16 protein-coding genes and 1 pseudogene are annotated in these 18,315 nt (G+C 56.3%); 11 read left to right on the top strand and 6 right to left on the bottom strand.

Annotation, left to right across the window (positions count from 1 at the left end; translation table 11 throughout):
• The first annotated feature begins 21 nt into the window (after positions 1-21).
• From HWX48_RS06695 to HWX48_RS06680, 4 genes are all read left to right on the top strand, one after another.
• Positions 22-342 (top strand): hypothetical protein, encoded by a 321-nt coding sequence (locus tag HWX48_RS06695; RefSeq protein WP_175955895.1) that lies wholly within the window; start codon positions 22-24, stop codon positions 340-342.
• 8 nt (positions 343-350) lie between these two features.
• Entirely contained in the window at positions 351-1,613 is a 1,263-nt protein-coding gene (gene ftsY / locus HWX48_RS06690; RefSeq protein ID WP_175956249.1) for a signal recognition particle-docking protein FtsY, read from the top strand.
• 185 nt (positions 1,614-1,798) lie between these two features.
• Positions 1,799-3,394: a signal recognition particle protein gene (gene ffh / locus HWX48_RS06685; RefSeq protein WP_175955893.1), complete on the top strand. Its 1,596-nt coding sequence runs from the start codon at positions 1,799-1,801 to the stop codon at positions 3,392-3,394.
• Positions 3,395-3,400: 6 nt separating this feature from the next.
• On the top strand, positions 3,401-4,495 hold the full coding sequence (locus tag HWX48_RS06680; RefSeq protein WP_175955890.1) for an amidohydrolase family protein: 1,095 nt from the start codon (positions 3,401-3,403) through the stop codon (positions 4,493-4,495).
• Positions 4,496-4,505: 10 nt separating this feature from the next.
• Here HWX48_RS06680 and HWX48_RS06675 read toward each other — a convergent pair whose 3' ends face one another.
• Positions 4,506-5,468, bottom strand: a complete 963-nt coding sequence (locus HWX48_RS06675; protein ID WP_175955881.1) for a Fic family protein — start codon at positions 5,466-5,468, stop codon at positions 4,506-4,508.
• Between the two features lie 663 nt (positions 5,469-6,131).
• On the opposite strand from HWX48_RS06675, the pseudogene HWX48_RS11415 reads away from it, so the two are divergent.
• A pseudogene (locus HWX48_RS11415) lies at positions 6,132-6,317 on the top strand (helix-turn-helix domain-containing protein); the annotation flags it as partial.
• 377 nt (positions 6,318-6,694) lie between these two features.
• Here the strand turns inward: HWX48_RS11415 and HWX48_RS11410 are convergent.
• Complete coding sequence (locus HWX48_RS11410) at positions 6,695-6,796, bottom strand: hypothetical protein (protein ID WP_368483987.1); 102 nt, start codon at positions 6,794-6,796, stop codon at positions 6,695-6,697.
• A 403-nt stretch (positions 6,797-7,199) separates the two neighbouring features.
• On the opposite strand from HWX48_RS11410, the gene HWX48_RS06665 reads away from it, so the two are divergent.
• From HWX48_RS06665 to HWX48_RS06640, 6 genes are all read left to right on the top strand, one after another.
• A complete protein-coding gene (locus tag HWX48_RS06665) occupies positions 7,200-7,742 on the top strand; it encodes a ClbS/DfsB family four-helix bundle protein (RefSeq protein WP_175955877.1) in 543 nt (180 codons plus the stop codon).
• Between the two features lie 111 nt (positions 7,743-7,853).
• Complete coding sequence (locus tag HWX48_RS06660; RefSeq protein WP_175955876.1) at positions 7,854-9,314, top strand: DUF3375 domain-containing protein; 1,461 nt, start codon at positions 7,854-7,856, stop codon at positions 9,312-9,314.
• Positions 9,301-9,996 (top strand): DUF4194 domain-containing protein, encoded by a 696-nt coding sequence (locus HWX48_RS06655; protein ID WP_175955874.1) that lies wholly within the window; start codon positions 9,301-9,303, stop codon positions 9,994-9,996. The genes HWX48_RS06660 and HWX48_RS06655 overlap by 14 nt, the downstream gene beginning before the upstream one ends.
• Positions 9,993-13,352 carry an ATP-binding protein gene (locus HWX48_RS06650; RefSeq protein WP_175955872.1) on the top strand — a complete coding sequence of 1,120 codons (3,360 nt, stop codon included), beginning with the start codon at positions 9,993-9,995 and terminating at the stop codon, positions 13,350-13,352. Before HWX48_RS06655 ends, HWX48_RS06650 begins: the two co-directional genes overlap by 4 nt.
• Complete coding sequence (locus HWX48_RS06645; protein WP_368483986.1) at positions 13,291-14,556, top strand: Wadjet anti-phage system protein JetD domain-containing protein; 1,266 nt, start codon at positions 13,291-13,293, stop codon at positions 14,554-14,556. The genes HWX48_RS06650 and HWX48_RS06645 overlap by 62 nt, the downstream gene beginning before the upstream one ends.
• A gap of 317 nt (positions 14,557-14,873) precedes the next feature.
• Positions 14,874-15,215, top strand: a complete 342-nt coding sequence (locus tag HWX48_RS06640) for a hypothetical protein (protein WP_175955868.1) — start codon at positions 14,874-14,876, stop codon at positions 15,213-15,215.
• Between the two features lie 45 nt (positions 15,216-15,260).
• Here the strand turns inward: HWX48_RS06640 and HWX48_RS06635 are convergent, their stop codons facing one another.
• The 4 genes from HWX48_RS06635 to HWX48_RS06620 are packed head-to-tail and all read right to left on the bottom strand — an operon-like array spanning position 15,261 to position 18,310.
• Positions 15,261-15,971: a siderophore-interacting protein gene (locus HWX48_RS06635; protein WP_175955866.1), complete on the bottom strand. Its 711-nt coding sequence runs from the start codon at positions 15,969-15,971 to the stop codon at positions 15,261-15,263.
• A gap of 23 nt (positions 15,972-15,994) precedes the next feature.
• Positions 15,995-17,263, bottom strand: coding sequence for an MFS transporter (locus HWX48_RS06630; protein ID WP_175955864.1), 1,269 nt, complete (start codon positions 17,261-17,263; stop codon positions 15,995-15,997).
• A gap of 28 nt (positions 17,264-17,291) precedes the next feature.
• Positions 17,292-17,669, bottom strand: coding sequence for an ATP-binding cassette domain-containing protein (locus HWX48_RS06625; protein WP_368483983.1), 378 nt, complete (start codon positions 17,667-17,669; stop codon positions 17,292-17,294).
• Positions 17,670-17,689: 20 nt separating this feature from the next.
• Positions 17,690-18,310 carry an ABC transporter ATP-binding protein/permease gene (locus HWX48_RS06620; RefSeq protein WP_175955861.1) on the bottom strand — a complete coding sequence of 207 codons (621 nt, stop codon included), beginning with the start codon at positions 18,308-18,310 and terminating at the stop codon, positions 17,690-17,692.
• Between the last annotated feature and the right edge of the window lie 5 nt (positions 18,311-18,315).

Raw genomic sequence — 18,315 nt, 5'->3', positions numbered from 1 at the left:
TGAGAGTGCGACCCTAGAAGCATGGTTTCTGTGCTTGTGACGATGATCCTGACCGGTGTGTTAGTAGTCGCTGTGGCTATTGCGGTAGTCGTGATTCTTGCGGTGAGTCGACGCTCGGCGTCGGACTGGCAGCAGCACATTAAAGAGCAGACTCAGCAGATGACCGAACCCACTCCGGAAGGGCCACGAGAGCAGGCGATTGAGCCTCAGACGGTGTCTTTGCAGACGATTATTGATGAGGGCAGTGAGGCGGGGAATGCCTACTTCGACCCGCAGGTGTTGCCGGGTTATCAGCGGCTCGAAGAGGCCACTGAACGTATTGAGGATCGTTTTAAGGGATGATTGATCCTATGGATGCGATTATGAACTTCTTATCCACCACTGAGGGCATTGTTACTGCCCTGGTGATTGTGGTGGCTGTTATCGCCATGATTGGCGTTGCGATCGGACGCCGTAGCCGCGGTTCCTCTGCTACTCCGACCACTTCGGATGCGGGGATGGAACCCACTGTCCTTGAGGACGATTCGACGATCCCCAGTGTGGAAACGCACCCGCAGGAGGGGGCAGGACCGCCCGCCCTCGCCGACGAGGCCGTCGCTGATGCGAAGGACGTCGAAGAGCCTGCAGGGGAGCTTCTCGCCCCTGTTGACGAGGCTCCCGCCCTCGACGTTCCCGAATCTGTTCCTTCGCGCATGGAGCGTCTGCGTTCGCGCCTGGCTCGGTCGGGCAGTATTGGTGCCGCATTGTTGTCGGTGCTTAGCCGCGGGGATCTTTCAGCAGCTGACTGGGAGGAAATGGAAGACTCCCTGCTGATGGCTGACCTTGGTTTGGAGGCTACGGAAGAGCTCATGGCGGCCCTGCGCACCCGCGTGAAGGTGACGGGCACTCAGGATCCGCAGCAGGTCAAGGGATACCTTGCTGAAGAACTTCTGGCCCTCGTGGGTCCTGATATGGATCGGCGCCTGAATCTTGCGCGACCCGCAGCTGAGGATGGTTCGGCTCTGCCCGCCAGCGTCCTGATGGTTGGCGTGAATGGTACGGGCAAGACCACGACTGTGGGTAAGCTGGCGCGAATTCTTGTTGCCGAGGATAAGAGCGTCCTGCTGGGTGCTGCGGATACCTTCCGTGCGGCCGCAGCTGATCAGTTGGCCACCTGGGGTGAGCGCGTGGGTGTTGACGTTGTCCGCTCTGACCGTGAGGGCGCTGACCCCGCTTCGGTTGCTTTTGACGCTGTTCGCGAGGGCGTGTCTCGTGGGGTTGATGTTGTGCTGGTTGATACTGCTGGCCGCTTGCAGAATAAGTCCACGCTGATGGATGAGCTTGGCAAGGTTAAGCGTGTGATGGAGCGTCAGGCTCCTGTCAATGAGGTCCTCCTCGTGCTTGATGCCACGACCGGGCAAAACGGTATGCGTCAGGCACAGGTTTTTGCCGAGGCCGTCGGGGTGACGGGCATCGTGTTGACTAAGCTTGATGGCTCAGCGAAGGGTGGCATCGTTGTCTCGGTTCAGCGTGAGCTGGGTGTGCCCGTGAAGTTTGTGGGCCTGGGTGAAGGTGTTGATGACCTAGCGCCCTTTGACCCGGCAGCTTTTGTTGACGCCATCGTCAACGCCTGAAGGTTGATACTGCTACGGCAGTGTTCATTCTGATGGTGGAATGACCCCTGAGGGCCCGCACCTCCCACGTGGAGGTGCGGGCCCTTTTCCGCCTGTGCGGGCAGGGTGCGGTAACCTAGAAGCCTGTAGTTTGCCGTCGGTAGTGGCGGCACTGACGGTAAGCACCATTGAGGAAGTGGGCACGCGTGTTCGGTAACCTTTCAGATCGTCTGAGTGAGTCTTTTAAGCAGCTTCGCGGCCGGGGCGTCCTGACCGAGGCCGACGTCGATCAGACTATTGGCGAGATCCGCCGAGCACTCTTGGACGCTGACGTCGCCCTACCTGTCGTTCGTGAGTTCACTTCGAAGGTGCGTGAGAAGGCCTATGGCGCGACCCGCACGAAGGGCCTGAACCCCGGCCAGCAGGTTGTGCGCATCGTTCACGACGAACTGGTGGAGATCCTTGGTGGTGAAACTCGTGAGCTGAACTTCGCTCAGCGCGGCCCCACAGTGTTCATGCTCGCTGGCCTGCAGGGTGCTGGTAAGACCACCCTGGCCGGTAAGCTTGGTCGTTGGCTGCGTGAGGAGGGCAAGTCTGTCCTCCTCGTTGCCTCCGACCTTCAGCGCCCCAACGCCGTTCAGCAGCTTCAGGTTGTCGGTGAGCGAGCTGGCGTGCAGGTATGGGCGCCTGAACCGGGCAATGGTGTGGGCGACCCGGTGCAGGTTGCTCGCTCTGGCCTTGACCACGCGATCACTAACGGCATTAACGTCGTCATCGTTGACACCGCAGGCCGCCTGGGTGTTGACGAGGAGATGATGGATCAGGCGATCGCGATCCGTCAGGCCGTTAACCCCCACGAAGTGATGTTCGTCCTGGACGCCATGATTGGTCAGGATGCGGTCCATACGGCTACCGCGTTCCGTGACGGTGTGGGCTTCACAGGTGTGGTCTTGTCCAAGCTGGACGGCGATGCCCGCGGCGGCGCGGCACTGTCCGTGCGTGGCGTGACTGGCGCGCCGATCCTCTTTGCGTCTACAGGCGAGGGCTTGGACGACTTTGAGCGTTTCCACGCTGACCGTATGGCGGGCCGCATCCTCGATATGGGCGACATCCTCACCCTGATCGAGCAGGCTGAAAAGCGCATGGACCAGGAGGAAGCCGCTAAGGTCGCCCAGCGCGCCATGACGGGCGAGCTGACTCTGGATGACTTCCTTTCCCAACTGCAGCAGATCCGTAAGCTCGGCTCCATGAAGAAGGTTCTGGGCATGATCCCAGGCATGGGCCAGATGAAGGATCAGCTGGCGAACTTCGACGAGCGTGAGGTGAACCGCGTCGAGGCTATTGTGCGCTCGATGACTCCCGCTGAGCGCGCTGATGTGTCCATCCTCAACGGATCGCGCCGCGCGCGTATCGCCAAGGGTTCTGGCACTACTGTCGCCGAGGTGAACTCGCTGGTGAAGCGTTTTGAGGGCGCGAAGGCCATGATGAGTCAGATGGGCCAAATGGGTGGCGGAATGCCGGGCCTTGGCGGCATGCCTGCTATGGGCGGAAAGGCCAAGCAGAAGGCAAACGCCCGCGCTGAGGCGCAACGTAAGGCGCGCATTAAGAAGAAGGCCCGTTCGGGTAACCCCGCGAAGCGTCGCCAGCAGGAACTTGAAGCGATGCTGCCTCGTGAGCAACGCGGTGGCGGCGCGGCGGCAGCCGGCTCAGCTTTTGGCGTGCCCAACGCTGCGGCGGATATGCCTCGCCCGACGATGGATGATCTGCCTGAGGATATTCGTCGGATGCTTTCGGGGATGTGATGACCCATGCTGGTGCGCGGTGACCTTCTGTGGCGGAACGCTCCTGACCAGCCAGCCCGCTGGACGAAGGGGGAGTGGCTGATTGGTGGCGAAAAGATTTATGCCACCGAAGAGACATCCTGCGCACCGCAGTGGGAGGGTTTCATTATTCCCGGCATGGTGGACGTTCACTGTCACCTTGCTATCGGGCCTGAGGGCCCTGTGGACGAGGACGAACAGTTGGGCTTTGCTCAGGCCACCAGGGACAGTGGTGTGCTCCTGGTCCGCGATTGTGGAGCCCCTCGCTCGCAGGAGTGGATCACGCGCCGCTCTGATCTGCCTCGTCTTATTCGCTGTGGTCAGCATATTGCCCGTCCGAAGCGCTACATTCGCGGCCTGCCTGTCGACGTGGAGGACGTGGCTTCGTTGCCTGAGGTTGTTGCCGAGCAGGCGGCTGTCGGGGATGGCTGGGTGAAGCTCGTGGGTGACTGGATTGACCGGTCTAAGGGAGCGGATGCGGACCTGGATCCGTTGTGGCCGCTTGAGGTGCTGGTTGATGCTGTGGCGGCCGCTCATGAGGCGGGTGCGCTCGTTGCCGTCCACGCTTTTTCCCATAAGGTGATTGATGATCTGCTCGAGGCGGGCGTTGACGATATCGAGCATGGTTCAGGTATGGATGCGGATCAGCTTGCTCAGGCTCGCGCTCAGGGTACTGTCGTCACCCCCACCTTCTTGCAGGTGGAGCTCTTCCACGAGTTCGCCGCCCAAGCGGGGGCTAAGTATCCCGTGTATGCGGCAACTATGCAGTCCATGTATGACAAGCGTCGGGAGCACGCCGAACTCATTATTGATTCGGGTGTTCAATTGCTTCCGGGTACTGACGCTGGCGGCTACCAGGAGCATGGCTGCCTGGTGGCTGAACTGGAGCTGTGGGAGCGTGCGGGCATGTCCTTGCCCGACATTATTGACACCGTTACCTGGAAGGCGCGCGCCTTCCTTGGTGCGCCCTCGCTTTACGAGGGCGCCCCGGCAGACTTCGTTGTGTACGAGGAGGACCCGCGCAAGGACTTGTCGGTTCTTGCTCGTCCCAGTGCTGTTGTCCTGGGTGGAGTCGCCGTATAACGCTGTTGGCCTAATCCAGGGCGAATTGCTGGGCTGCTTCCAAGGTAAGGGTGTAGGTGAGGGGCCTCTTTCGGGTGATTTCTAGGAAACCTCGATTGACGAGTTCAGCGCAGTGAGAGGAAAGCGCGCGGCGATTGATCGAGAGTTCTTCGTTTTCTCCGAGTTCGTTAAGAGTCAGTCCGAGTTCGGAGCCGAAGGCGTAGTCTTGCCCGATCTCGAGCAGAATCGCTGTGAGGATGTGGGGTTTGTACCCCTGCGGCTGGGAGTCAAATCCCAGGCCGTTGAGATTCTTTTGCAGATGTTGGATGCGCTGCGATGACTGTTTGAGATCGCTCAGCAGCGCGTTCTGAGCTGAACGGATGAAGGTCATCATCGTGATAATGAAGTGAGTGAGTTCGCCGTGGTTACGACGATCCAGTGCGTCCTTGAGGGCGTTGTAGTAGAGCCGTTTCGATTCCGAGATTGCTTGAGAGAGCGAGAGGATTGATGAAGAGGCCAAGATATCGCGCAGGTGGTAACCCAGAAGAACTCGACCGGTCCTGCCATTTCCGTCATAGAAAGGGTGGACGGTCTCGAACATGAAGTGGCCCAGAATTGCCGCGATAAGCTTGGTAGTTGAGGGAAGCTTCGCTTCGTCGAGCATGTCTTGCAAGCCTCGATGGATCTTGTCCTCCGGTTGGAAACCCGTATGGAGTATCCTTTGCGACTCCGAATACACGTAGACAGGACCCTTACGGAAGAGTTCTCCGTCAAGCTTATCCTCCGCACGTACTTCGCCCCGTGTGACCCGGTCGTACAGTGCGCGGATGTCTTCCACGCGTTCGATAGTGAATGTGCCTCGGTCGAACACATATTCCTTGAGAACAGTCGTGAACTCGGCGAAGCGCTTCTGTCGGGAGCTTTTGGGCGCTTTCAATAGTTCTTCGACTTCTCGGCGAGAGGAGCGGATGCCCTCGATTTCGTGGGTTGCCATGACCTCACGGATGAACAGAGTAGACAGCCCGGCTGCAGCTCACGATGTGGAAGTGCTGCGATGACACTTCCGATCATCCTCTCCGCTTCGTGGATTGCTTCGCCAAGCTTTGCGATCTCAGGGACGAGTACGTAAAAGTACTGTTGATCATCGAAGCGCAGCTGAACAGACGCGGGGCATTGGCGTCGCCGGTTGAGTTCGTCGGCAAGCTCCCGGGGGCGCACCTCAGGCATGTAGGAGAGTTCCCGCAAGGGCATGTACTCCACGTCTTATCTCCTGTCACGCGGGTCTCTTCAGTGCTTCTGGCATAGCGCTAAGTGTCGAAAATGGCCGAAAATGACAATTAGCATGATCCGTGCTGTGCAAATGTGTCGATACTGGCTTATTTTGACACTAATTCCTCTGTGGATGGTGGTGTTATTGCCGCATAGGGCACATGGTGACATTTCTGCGTGCCAGAGCACAGTGTCAGAGGCGCTGATAACGTCGATCCGATTGCTTAATGCTGGAGTAGCGCCTCTGAGCGGGCACCCTCGAAAACCGCGAAATATTGCGGATGCAACCGGCGGTTGCGGGATTATCAAGCACACTTGCTAGCATGCAACTAGCCTCCTGCCTAGCGTCGTAGGTGACATCATCACTACGGAATGGAAGGACAGTGTCATGATCCTCGCCGACAAGATTTTGAACCTACGTAAGAAGAACGGCTGGTCTCAAGAAGAGCTCGCCCAGCAGCTGGGCGTCTCACGCCAGTCCGTCTCCAAGTGGGAGGGCGCTCAAGCTATCCCCGACATTGAGCGCATCATTGACCTGAGCCACCTGTTTGGAGTATCCACAGACTTCCTGATCAGGGATGAGCTGGAGTTTGAGGAGCCCGCCATGACGGATGCAGCGCAGCTACCCGTCGAGACCGGCCGCCCGCTGCGTCACGTCACGATGGAAGAAGCCAATGAGTTTCTTTCCATGAAAGCTCGCGCTGCGGGGCGGGTGGCTGGGGGCGTTTCCCTCTGTATTCTTTCTGCAGCTCTTCTTCTTGTGATTCTCGGACTCAACTCCGCTTTCCCCTCAGCCACCCCTGTGTTCACGGAAGAGGCTGCAATTGCCATTGGTATGACGACACTGCTGCTGATGGTCGCGGCTGGAGTTGCCGCGATCCTCGTGGCGACCATGCCTCTGAAGCGCTTCGAGTTCCTTGAAACGGAGCAGATTGAGACCGAATACGGTGTTCATGGGATGGTACGAGCACGCTCCGAGCAGTACCAAGAGACGCACACGCGCAATATCGTGCTGGGTGTGGGGTTGTGTATCGTCTCCGCAGTGCCAATCATCGTTTTATCAGTGAACTGGGCTGAAAGCGCCGGTGGAGCGATCAGTGTTTTCGCCACGGCATTGACTCTCGTTCTTGTTGCACTTGGCGTGAATCTGCTTGTCCGCACCAGTATCATCAACGGATCCTTCCAGCAGCTTCTCGAGGAGGGGGACTACACGCCTGAGCAGAAGGCAAAAAGGCCGTTCATGTCTCAGATCAGTGGCATCTACTGGCTGCTCGTCGTTGCAGGCTACCTGGCCTACTCCTTCGGGTGGAATTCCTGGGACACGTCGTGGATTATCTGGCCGGTGGCGGCGGTCATCTACGGCGCTTTTGTGGGCTTAGCGTCACTGGTTGTCAGGGGTGGCAAATAGGCTCCGGAGAGTACCAGCATCAGGGCAGCAGGTGTGCGACCCTAGAGTATGGGCAGACCACAGACTCGCAGTGAACTTCTCTCCGCAGCCGCATTCAGTTTCGCGCGACTGAGGGATCTCATTGATGCGATGGACGAGGACGAGCGCCGTGCAACCTTTCCCCATAGCGTTCGACTCACGGGACGGGAGGCCCATTGGGCGCGCGACCTGAACCTGCGCGACGTCCTCGTCCATCTGCATGAATGGCACCAACTCCTACTTGCTTGGGTGGAAGCAAACCAGGCAGGTCAGGATCAGCCCTTCCTACCCGCCCCATATAACTGGCGGAACTACGGCGCTCTCAACGAGGAATTCTGGCGCCGACACCAGCAGACCTCCTACGAGGAGGCATGGAATCTCCTTGATGAGAGTCACCGGCAAGTGCTGGCTCTGATCTACTCCTTCTCAGATGATGAGTTGTCAATCAAGGCCTACTTTCCGTGGACTGGCACGACTTCACTAGGGTCCTACTGCGTGTCCGCAACCTCCAGTCACTATGAGTGGGCCCTGAAGAAGGTCAAGGCGTACTCCAAGGCTTTGGGGAAGGAGTAACCGCAGTTTTGTGCTGTGCAATGGGAAGCTCTACACAAATGAGGGGTGAGGTTTTTAAACTACCAGAAGGAAGAACCGCCAATCGCTTTTATCGGTGTCGAAGGAGCCCCCATGTCAGTCGTGACGCGCGCATACGAGCTCAGTGAGCTCCACGAGGCTTCGCGGGCTTTACAGCTGCTGCGCTCGCGCTCACTGGTCGCCACTGTGGCGATACTTGGGGAGTACTTCTCCACCCAGAAGCGACAGATTCTAGTAGAAGACATGCATTCGCGTCTTGAGGGCGATCTGGAAGATTTAGCAGAACGCGACTTTATTGGAACAACCAATCCCGCCACACAGTGCACGGCTTGGGTCAACAAAGGAATCCTCGCGCGCAGGCAGGACCGCCAGAATCGACAGGAGTACTACGAGCTCACGGCAGCGGGGCAGAATGTGCTTGCTTTCGTATCGGGTCTAGAGTCTCCGCGAGCAAAGGCCATCCAATCCCGCCTATCAGCATTAACACAGATGCTTGCTGAACTTGATGCGCAAACGAATCCAGACCGAAGTGCCCGCCTCGCTCACCTGTACGCTCAACGGGACGCGCTCAACGAACACATCCAAGCCGTTGAGCGCGGTCGCGTAGAGGTTATTCCGCATGTGCGTGCTCTGGAAAGCTTGCGTGACCTAGTCTCCCTCGCTCGCGAGATTCCCGAGGATTTTTACCGTGTGCGCGATGAATTCGACGCAGTCAATCGCCAGCTTCGCAAAGACCTTCTTGAAGGGACAGCCTCCCAAGCCATCACTCTCGAAGAGGTTTTCTTAGGGATCGACAGAGTGGAAGGCTCCGAAGCGGGTCAAAGTTTCTCCGCCTTCTTTGATCTCCTTGTCGACGAGAAACAGCGCCTGCTTTTTGATGAAGCGGTAGCTTCATTGGATGACCGAGGGCTCATCGATCAGCTGGCCAGCCGGGATGCGGATCTCTTACGTACTTACACCTCGTCCCTACGCCGAAGTGCTCTACCTGTGCGTGAAACAATGACAACCTTGTCGCGTAACCTCCGCCAGTTTGTGCAAAGCCGCCAGTTCCAGCAATTCCGTGCCATGTCTGAGAAACTCGACCAGATCCAACGCCTTGGCTTACAAGCAATGGAACATATCGGCCACGACTGGAGGGTTCCCGTTGAGTACGAAGAACGCACCTTTCAGAGCCTGTCGGTGAGTCGCCTCAAAGTGCGTGTTCCCGATGAGGAACGTTTTGACGGGGTGGTAGAAGAGCTTCCCCTCCATGTGTTGGACTTTGAACAGCTGCGGACTAACGTTCGTGAATCCGAGATTGACTTTGAGGAGCTCTGCGAAGCTGTAAATGAGCGTCTTCACGACGGACCCGCCACAATTGGACAGGTCCTTGAAGAACATCCCGCCACCCAAGGCCTTGCTTCCATTGTGGGACTGGTGCTCCTTGGCATGAAACATGGTATTGCTGACGAAGGGCATGAGATTCTGAGCTGGGAGGGGCAATTCGACGGCGTTCAACGGTGCGGCCCCGTACAAAGAATCCGTTTTGAGGAGGAAATCAGTGGACTTTCATGACCGTCACGAGACTCCCGTCCACGTTGGTCCCAGATTTGACGGCCTCCCGGCATGGCCAGGAGACACAGGGGAGCTTGGTTTGGAAGTGCGCAAACTCCTTGTGCGTTTGATGAAAGATGCCTATATTACAGCCACAGAAAAACGCTACCTATGGGCGCTTTTACTTGAACATGAGGAGATAGTGCGGTCTAGGCTTAATGATATCCTGCTGGAGTTGGTCATCGATCGGGAACTGGGGATCGCTTTTGCCCGCAATGCTCATGTGAGTGAGACAGTGGATATTCCCAAGGTCATGAGTGCGAAGGCACTGACCCATGCGGCCACAATGCTCCTTGTCTACCTACGCCAGCAGCATATGCGTGCTCAAGCATCAGGTGACATTGCGTTCATCACCGATGAAGAAATCTTTGACTACCTTCGTTCCTATGTTGAAAACGTTGACAAACAGAATGAAGTAGAGGCACGTAAACGCTCAAAGCGTGCTTCAGAAAACCTTGTTCAACATTCCGTTCTAAAAGTAACTGGGGAAGAAGGACGCTACCAGATTGGTGACATTGTCACCCTCATCGTCGATGTCGACACTGCAACCGAACTGATACGTCAATACGAGGCGCTTATTGAACGCTACCGTCAGCCGTCCTCGGATCGTGATGACACAAGAGATGGAAGCAGGCACACATGAATGACTTCTTGTGGGACATTGAGCCCGACGTCGAGAAATTATGCCCGGGGCAATGGCGCCTGAGCTTCATTCAAATACAAAACTGGGGAACCATTGATGGTCTTGTTCGCTTTAAGGTCCCCCGAAAAGGCCTACTGCTCACAGGCGAATCAGGTTCAGGTAAATCAACAATTCTGGATGCCATATCAGCTGTTCTCAGTCATGATAGTGCCGCTCAATACAACGCAGCAGCTTCGGGAGGAAGCGGCGGCGATCAGGCGCGATCGCGCCTGTCCTACGTCAGGGGCGCAGTCGGACGCTCTGTTGATGATGACACGAATGAGGCGCGCACACGATTCCTCCGCCAAGGACCTGTCGTGTCAGGCATTGCCCTGACATTTACTGACGGTCAGGGGCACGCCTGGACAGGCATACGAGTTTTCTTCGCCCCGCGCGGAGCTACCCAGAGCGGGCAGTTGACTTCCCACTTTTTTGGATTCGATGGGGAGCAAGACCTCAATGAGGTCCTATTAGGGATTCACGAACCGCAATTTGTGCGCTCCCTCAAGCAGGCCTTCCCCAAAGCGAAGCATGCAGACAGCTCAAGCTCTTTCCAAACAATCTTGGCAAAGAAGATTGGCATAGAATCCGCAACCGCTGCGGCACTCTTGCATAAGACTATTGCTGCGAAAAACGTGACGAGTCTTGACCGACTGATGCGTGAGTACATGCTCGACAAACCCGACACTGAACGCAGCGCCGACCTTGCTGTCCAGCAGTTCCAGAACCTGCGTGCGGCACACGATGATGTGGTCAGCGCTCGCGAACAGATTGAGCTGTTAGCACCTCTCCATGAATTGCACAAAGAATATCTTCAGGCCCTCCATGGCAGGGAGGAGACAAATCGCCTAGAAGATCTCCTGCCCAAATTTCGTGCCCTTTTACAAGCAGACCGTGCTCTGCATGCGATTAACGAGGCCGAGGGGGACGCCGTTCGCTTAAAAGCATCGATTCAGGCCCAAGAAGAAGAACTAAATCGACGTACAGGGGAAAGAGATTCCCTCATCGGGCAACGTTTGGCTCAAGGCGGAGCGGAACTGACCGAGCTTGAAACGCGTATCGCTTACGTGGCTGAGCGGATTAAAACGGTCGAAAAAGCTCGGGAACGGTTCACCGCATGCGTGGCCGCGTTGAATACATCTGTGCCGAACAATGCCGAGGCATACGCTGAGGTCATTGAACGAGTGCGAAGTGAACTAACGAATATCGATGATTCTCGTCAAGGCATTAACGCTGATCGTGATGAAAAACTGCGCCACCTCGCTCCCCTCGAAGATGATCGCACTCAGGTACTAGCCGAGCTTAGATCTCTTATGGGTCGAGCTACTTCAGTACCACGTTACCTGGTGGACATTCGGCAAGACCTAGCTGACGGCCTCGGCATCGACAGCTCAGCTTTTCCTTTTGTCGCTGAACTTATTGACGTAACCGATGAGCGCTGGCGCGGCGCCATTGAGAGGCTTTTGAGTAGTTTTGCCAAGACTATGTTGGTACGAAGCGAACACGCTGATGCTGTCGCCAAATGGGTTAACGGTCGGCGCCTCATGGATCACCGAGGGCTGGGGATTCGATTGGAATATCAGCGGATCTCGCTGGGCAAGTCTACGGTGGAAGGACAGCTTCCTGAACACTCAGTAATCCGAAAGATGCGTATAGCTGAGCACGTCTTTAAACCGTGGTTGGCTCAGCGTCTCTTGAATCGCTTTGACTATGTATGCGTCGATGATGTGTCCGAGCTTTCACGACATGATCGTGCAATTACGATTCAAGGCCTTATTCGTGACCGAAGTAGGCACGTCAAGGACGACCGTTATAGCATTACGGATCGTTCGCGGTGGATTTTAGGAACCACCAACGAAGCTCGTGTTGAAGCATTGCGTGAGAAGAAACGAGAAATAGACGATCAGATACGTAGCCTTAACCAGGAAGCCGAGCATCTTCTTCAACAGCTGACGGACCTTAACGAAGCGCAGACTCACCTCAAGCAGGTGACAACCTTTGAATGGCCTGAGCTTGATTTGCCTTCTCATCGTGCCAACCACCAACGTCTGATGGAGCGCAAGAATCAGATTCTGGCAGAGGGCTCATCTTTGGTTGACCTTGAGCGTCAAATCGCCAGTTTGGATGAACTTATTGCTCAGATTCGCAAACAGATCCAGGAATATGCGGGAGACTACCGCTCAGCTCAGGAGAAGGTTGAGCGCAATGGAGTGGTATTGAGCGCTGCTCGCGAAGAATTAGGCGACTACAAGTTTGCGGATTCTGACCAAGAGGCATTGGATGCATTATGTCGAAGACAGAGGCGCTCGATCACTTCTCTAGATCCTCAGGAAGCGATTGATGCTGGTCGTCAAGAACTACGCGAGCGGAGAGAAAAATTTCAAAGAGTTATTAGCTCCTCGCGTGAACGGATCATTACCGTGCAGCAGCGGTACAAGGATCAATGGAGTTCCTATGCCACCAATCTTGTGCCAGAGATTGAGGGAATCAACGATTTCTTGGAGCGTTTGTCGGAGTTGGAAGGACACAATCTTCCTCGATTTGAGCAGCGATTCCGCGAATTGTTGGCGGATCAGACTCAAAAAGAGATCTCTGTGCTCGCTGAGGAGATTCGTTCCTATCCCAACTCGGTGCGTGAGAGAATCCGCCCAGTGAATGCTTCCTTGAGTGAGACTCCTTATGATCGGTCTCGGGGTCATTTCTTGTCAATCCAAGCGATGAATAATCAGAGCTCAACGGTGAAGGACTTTCTTGCCGACCTGAAGGCAATCACTCAGAATCTTGTGAATGTTTCGCATGAGACGACAGAACAAATGGAGAAACGTTTCCTCCTGATTGCGCGAGTGATGGGTCAACTGTCCTCGCAGGAGCGTGAGTGGCAGAACTGGCGTCGTGAGGTGCTTGATACGCGCCGTCATGTCCGTTTCCGCGCGTATGAACGTGATGGGCAGGGCCAGGAGGTGGATGTGTACGAGGGATCGGCAGGGCGTTCTGGCGGTCAGAGCCAAAAGCTGGTGACCTTCGCTTTAGCGGCCGCTTTACGGTATCAGTTGGCCGATCCGGGGAGTTACGTGCCTCGCTACGGCACAGTAATCGTTGATGAAGCCTTCGACAAAACTGATCCACAGTTTACGCGCGACTCCTTGGAGCTTTTCCGCTCCTTCGGATTCCAGATGTTGCTGGCTTCTCCGCTGAAGATGATTCAAGTGGTCGAACCCTACATCGGGGGCGTGGTAGAGGCTGTCCGTGACGGTGATGATCGTACTCGTCTGGCTGCGATATCGATTGAGGAATACCACCGCGAAGGGCGCAGGTAGGAAGATGAAAAGCCCACAGGACGTAAACGTAGCTATTCAACGCCAGCTGCGCGCTGCTGTTGCCAGCGCTTTGCTCGCACCCGATGAGTTCATTTACGAGGTTCCCCTTGGCGTCCCCTCGGAGAAGAAAGCTGGGGAGCATATGGCTGAGGTTTCCGCCTGGGTGAGGCAGTGGCATCAGGCATCCTCTCAGGACGAGTACGAGGTGGAGTGGGTGGATAGGCGCTGGGGAATTCGAGGGAAGCAGACTCTGCCTGCTCGCGTTCGCGTCCAGGGGGCGCAGGCGTGCGCGCAGGTGAGTGGGATGGCGCGCGAGTGGGCCTCTCTGACAAGGTCCTTTGAGGAGGCATGCGTCTTAAGCGACAGTTTATGCTCTACTCAAGGTCTTAGTGCTCGGGCGGACTATGGGGCTGTGGCGGCAGCGGTGGCAAGCATGAAAACGCGCCTTTCCCAGCTTCCGTCTGAACAGTGGCGCAGGGTACTAGCGGTTGTGGAATGGCTGGCGCGCCATCCCGATTCGGGGATGCTCATTCGCTCCTTGCCAATCGCAGGGATGGACACAAAATGGTTGGGCAACCATCAAGGTCTGGTCAAGACCTTCCTTGAGGCGGTTCGTGAACAATGTGGACTAGCAGGGGGATCGGAACTGGGATTGCACTCAGGCCATGATGCAAGCTTCTTGACGTTCTGGGCTGAGCCCGCTGCACGCTGGCAGGGCATTGATCTTCTTGATATTCCAGTCTCACGGCTTTCAAGGATTGACATCCAGTCGTTGGGTATACGCGCAGTTTTGATCTGTGAAAATAAACAGTCGGTTTTGGCGATGCCTGAGATGTTAGGGGCGTTGGTGATTCATGGAGGAGGGGATCGTAGTCGGGAGCTTGCTCGCGTCACATGGCTGCGCTCGCTACCGGTGTTCTACTGGGGAGATCTTGATTCCCATGGTTTTGGCATTTTGTCGCGACTGAGGGCGGCAGGCCTGAACATGACATCCATCATGATGGATGAGGAGACGCTGAGACTTTTTGACGATATGGCGGTCAGTGAGGCAAGAGAGGCGGTGCATGTTCTGGAAGAGTGCCTCACCGACTCTGAGGTTCGGACCTGGAAGAGGCTGTCAGGTAGGCGTATCGAGCAGGAACGGATTGCCTGGGATTATGTGCTTGAGCGTCTGTCGGTTGCGGGTTTTTCATTAGCCCTCTGAAAAATCTCTTCATATACAGGCTATTCACATGAATGAGAGAGCGGTTCATCAGGCATGCTCCTCTACGCGCGCACCGCACAAGAGCTTCAACCTGACTGCGCATTCCAGATGGGTGGAAACAGGATCAGCGTCCAAACCCTTAAACTGAATCAAGAATTTTCGGCAATCGCCGACGCCCTTGACCTAATTGCCTGGAAGCATTTTCAGCAGATCAGAGCCGGAGGCGAGGGCAACGGTAGCACGACTGCATATTGATCCGATCAAGCTCTCAGGAAAAATCAAGGACAGCCTCCTGTGAAACCTCTAGGCTGGTGAGCATGATGAACTACCGTGGTGCTTTTGTCGTCCTGACCCTTGCCGTAGCCACTGTGCTCACAGGCTGCTCGTTCTTTGCGAGCTCTTCCGAATCAGCCAGCGGCCAATCTGAGGCTGCTCCCACCGGCTGGTCCCAAAAGATTAAGGACCAGTTCATGACAACCTGCAGTGCGCAAACCCATGGCCAGGATGCACTGTGCGAGTGCGGTATGGGAATTCTGGAAGAGAAATACACCGCTGAGGAGATCCTCAAAGAGGAAGAGAGCCTCAAGAACGGCACCTCACAGATCTTAACCGAGATTCAGCCCGAGCTCATTCTTAACTGCGCTGACAAACTGAAGTAAAGAGCACTGACGGAATACGGAGCTTAAGATCAGCAGGTTAATGCCTCACCCAAAGCGCTTTCCTTCGATCCAGTAAAACTGGCTGTAGTACTGCGTTTTGGCAAGGCCTAGATCCCCTCGCACAACCTCGCGAATCCTCTTGACGAGGCCTTTTTCGCCAGCCGCCCAGAGAAAAAGATCGGTGCCGCCCGCAACTTTTGATACTGCCTGCGACAAGGCTTGTCCGCGAGAGCCATCTGGGGTGAGCCAGTGCCATTGAGCACCAGGGTGACGCACCTGAGGCAAGAGGTGAATGTCCGAATGCTCATCCTCGAGGAAGATATCAATCGTCATGGAGTCAGGCAGTGCCAGAAGCCAGGAGTTAATCGCCGGTAAGGCAGTGAGATCACCAGCAAGAACAAGGTGGGTAACCTGAGGGGGAAGCTTCACTTCTTTAGGCGTGAGGGAGACTTCGCAGATATCTCCAACTGCAACCTGTCGAACCCAATCCATCGCTGGGCCTTCGGTGTCATGTATAACAAGCTCGAGTGCAAATGTGCCCGCCTCACTGTTGACCCCAGTGAAGGTATAGCCACGTTGGACTAACGCGCCTCCGCGCGCGGCGTCCTCAACCCACAGGCGTAGCCAGTGGGTTGGAAAGAAAGAGGTGCAGGCGATCAGCTCGGGTGCTAAGAAGGTGACTCTTCTGTAGTACGGGGTGATGTCTTCAATGCCGCAGACTGTTACCTTGTGGGAGGGTATGCGAAGTGCGCGCATGATGCCACGTTGCCATTGAGGCATTATTCTTCTCCGATCACTGGTGTTACGGTTTTGAGCGCGAGAATGACGCCAATTCCTGATATGAGGACAGCGACGAGGATGACAGTTTGGAAGCCAAATTGACCGGCTGCCGCCATTGCGCTTCCGGCGGCGATGACCATCATGATGGATGTGACGGTTGTGATGAGCGTGAAGTCACTACCGGGGGTCTCGTGACGTGTCAGGTCCATGGAGAGAGTGAAGATTACTGCTGAGAGTGCGGCGAATCCCGCGTTTCCGACTGCCACAGCCGCAAAGACCACCCATTCTTGGGTGTAGCCCAAAGCCAGGGGAATAATGCAGGCGGTTGCCAATACCTGAAGTATGCCCAGCCACGCGATGGCTCGACGCCGCCCAATCCGACTGATCAGCGCTCCTGCGGCGACTCCGCCGAGGATTCCCAATGCGCTGCCGGCGATGACGACGTAGAGACCAATCTTTGTTTCATCCCACCCCGCCTCTACGAGTAGGGGGCGCACAAGGTTATAGGCGATGGTGAAGCCCAGAGCATAGGAGGGCGTGACGATAAAACACCAGCGGCGTACCTTCGGAGAACGGAAGAGGCCGAAGACCTCTTTGGGGCCGATATGTGCTCGTTGTGCGTCTCCCCCTCGAGGGGGTTCGTTCCAGGCCAGGATGAATGGCAGGGCGATAAGACTGAAGGCTGCAAGTGTGAGTGCGGCCATACTCCAGCCAGCGTAACCGTAAACGATCAGGATGAGTCCACCGCCGACGAGTTGCGATACGGCTGCCCCCGCAGATTGGAAGCCATTGCCGATGCCTCGTTCCTCAGGGGTGAGGATCAGTGTGACCGCAGCGTCCGCAGCCACATCCTGGGTTGCGGCGAGAGTGAAGAGGAGAGCGAAGAACGCCAGCAGAGTGGTGAAATCCTTTGCCGGATCGAAGAGAACGAGTGAGGCTGAAACCAGGGCGAGGCCGCTTTGCGTGACCAGGAGCCAGCCGCGGTAGTGTCCCACGCGGGCGTTGCTGAAGTGATCGACCAGGGGAGCCCACAAGAATTTGAGGGTGAGGATGAGCGCTAAGCCCGCAGCAGCCCCAATAAGCTCCAATGAGACGCCTCGAGCTTGTGCGATGGTGAGGAAAGCAAACATGAAGAAGCCGAGGCTGAGGTTCTGCGTCGAGTACAGAGCCGCGACAAACCCCATTTTGCGCCAGGGCAGAGAACGTGATGCGGAAAGCACACGGTCGCGAGAAACCGCAGTTTGAGGCATGCCATCAGTCAGTGTCATGGGAACCCTTTCAAAGGAGGGGGTGATCTCAGTCGCCGTCAACGGCGAGGCCTTGAGCGACAGCGAGTTGGTGGTAGGTGGGGCTGGAATGAAGGAGCTTGGTATGGATGCCATGATCTTCAATGCGCCCCTGATTGAGAACGATGATCTGATCGGCAGCTGCGATCGTCTTCAGACGGTGGGCGATGACAAAAACGGTCTTTCCTGACGCAAGAGCCGATATCGCCTGTTGGATACGATCTTCCGTGGCGGGATCAACTGCGGCAACGGCCTCATCGAGGATGATGATTGGAGAATTCTTCAACAGTGCGCGTGCAATGGACATTCGTTGTCGTTGACCGCCGGAGAGATTCGTACCGCCGTCATTGATCACGGTGTCAAGCCCGTTGGGAAGGTGGGTGATCACGTCGTCGCATTGAGCGGCTCTCAGGGCTTGCCACATTTCCTCGTCAGAAGCTGTCGGGCAGGCGAGGGCGAGGTTCGCCCGCACCGTGTCATTGAAAAGATAGGCTCCTGGGGAACCACGGTAAGCGCTTCAAAGAGGTTGTCCTGTCCGAGGTCACGGATGTCCTTGCCGCCTATCACAACGGAACCTGCATCAACGTCCCACATGCGTGCACTCAGGTGTGCGAGGGTGCTTTTGCCTGCGCCCGATGCTCCAACGATGGCCGTGACCTGTCCTGGGAGGGCTCTGAAGGACACTTCAGACAGGACTGGATTCTTCTCGTAGGCGAAGCTCACGTGTCTAAATTCAATAGAGGTGCCCTCGGGTATTACCGGCTCACTGGGCTCAGAGAGAGTGGCCACATCCCATACTTGGCTGAGTTTGGCGGCGATCTGCTGTTGGTTTCTGCGGTACGCCGCGAGGGAGCTGAGCTCTTGCATCGGCTGATAGAGGACAAGTGAGAGCAGGAGGAAGAGGAGCAGTGTCGTTGATGACACGCCTCCCTGGTTGTGAAGGATGCTCCCGAGGATGATGATGAGAACGAGGCCCACCTCCACCGCAGTAGCGCCGATAGCTGAGGAAGGAATTGCCCGGGTTGCCATGTCAA

This window comes from Schaalia sp. Marseille-Q2122 (genome assembly GCF_903645355.1).
Taxonomy (GTDB): Bacteria; Actinomycetota; Actinomycetes; order Actinomycetales; family Actinomycetaceae; genus Pauljensenia.
This window is presented reverse-complemented; position numbering and strand designations above follow the sequence as displayed.

What these genes read in the sequence shown, in the direction of transcription:
- HWX48_RS06695 (WP_175955895.1), top strand. Translation starts at nt 22, where the DNA reads ATGGTTTCTGTGCTTGTGACGATGATCCTGACCGGTGTGTTAGTAGTC.
- ftsY (WP_175956249.1), top strand. Translation starts at nt 351, where the DNA reads ATGGATGCGATTATGAACTTCTTATCCACCACTGAGGGCATTGTTACT.
- HWX48_RS06680 (WP_175955890.1), top strand. Translation starts at nt 3,401, where the DNA reads ATGCTGGTGCGCGGTGACCTTCTGTGGCGGAACGCTCCTGACCAGCCA.
- HWX48_RS06675 (WP_175955881.1), bottom strand. Translation starts at nt 5,468, where the DNA reads ATGGCAACCCACGAAATCGAGGGCATCCGCTCCTCTCGCCGAGAAGTC.
- HWX48_RS11410 (WP_368483987.1), bottom strand. Translation starts at nt 6,796, where the DNA reads ATGATTGGCACTGCGGAGACGATACACAACCCCACACCCAGCACGATA.
- HWX48_RS06665 (WP_175955877.1), top strand. Translation starts at nt 7,200, where the DNA reads ATGGGCAGACCACAGACTCGCAGTGAACTTCTCTCCGCAGCCGCATTC.
- HWX48_RS06660 (WP_175955876.1), top strand. Translation starts at nt 7,854, where the DNA reads ATGTCAGTCGTGACGCGCGCATACGAGCTCAGTGAGCTCCACGAGGCT.
- HWX48_RS06650 (WP_175955872.1), top strand. Translation starts at nt 9,993, where the DNA reads ATGAATGACTTCTTGTGGGACATTGAGCCCGACGTCGAGAAATTATGC.
- HWX48_RS06645 (WP_368483986.1), top strand. Translation starts at nt 13,291, where the DNA reads ATGATCGTACTCGTCTGGCTGCGATATCGATTGAGGAATACCACCGCG.
- HWX48_RS06640 (WP_175955868.1), top strand. Translation starts at nt 14,874, where the DNA reads ATGATGAACTACCGTGGTGCTTTTGTCGTCCTGACCCTTGCCGTAGCC.
- HWX48_RS06635 (WP_175955866.1), bottom strand. Translation starts at nt 15,971, where the DNA reads ATGCGCGCACTTCGCATACCCTCCCACAAGGTAACAGTCTGCGGCATT.
- HWX48_RS06630 (WP_175955864.1), bottom strand. Translation starts at nt 17,263, where the DNA reads ATGACACTGACTGATGGCATGCCTCAAACTGCGGTTTCTCGCGACCGT.
- HWX48_RS06620 (WP_175955861.1), bottom strand. Translation starts at nt 18,310, where the DNA reads ATGGCAACCCGGGCAATTCCTTCCTCAGCTATCGGCGCTACTGCGGTG.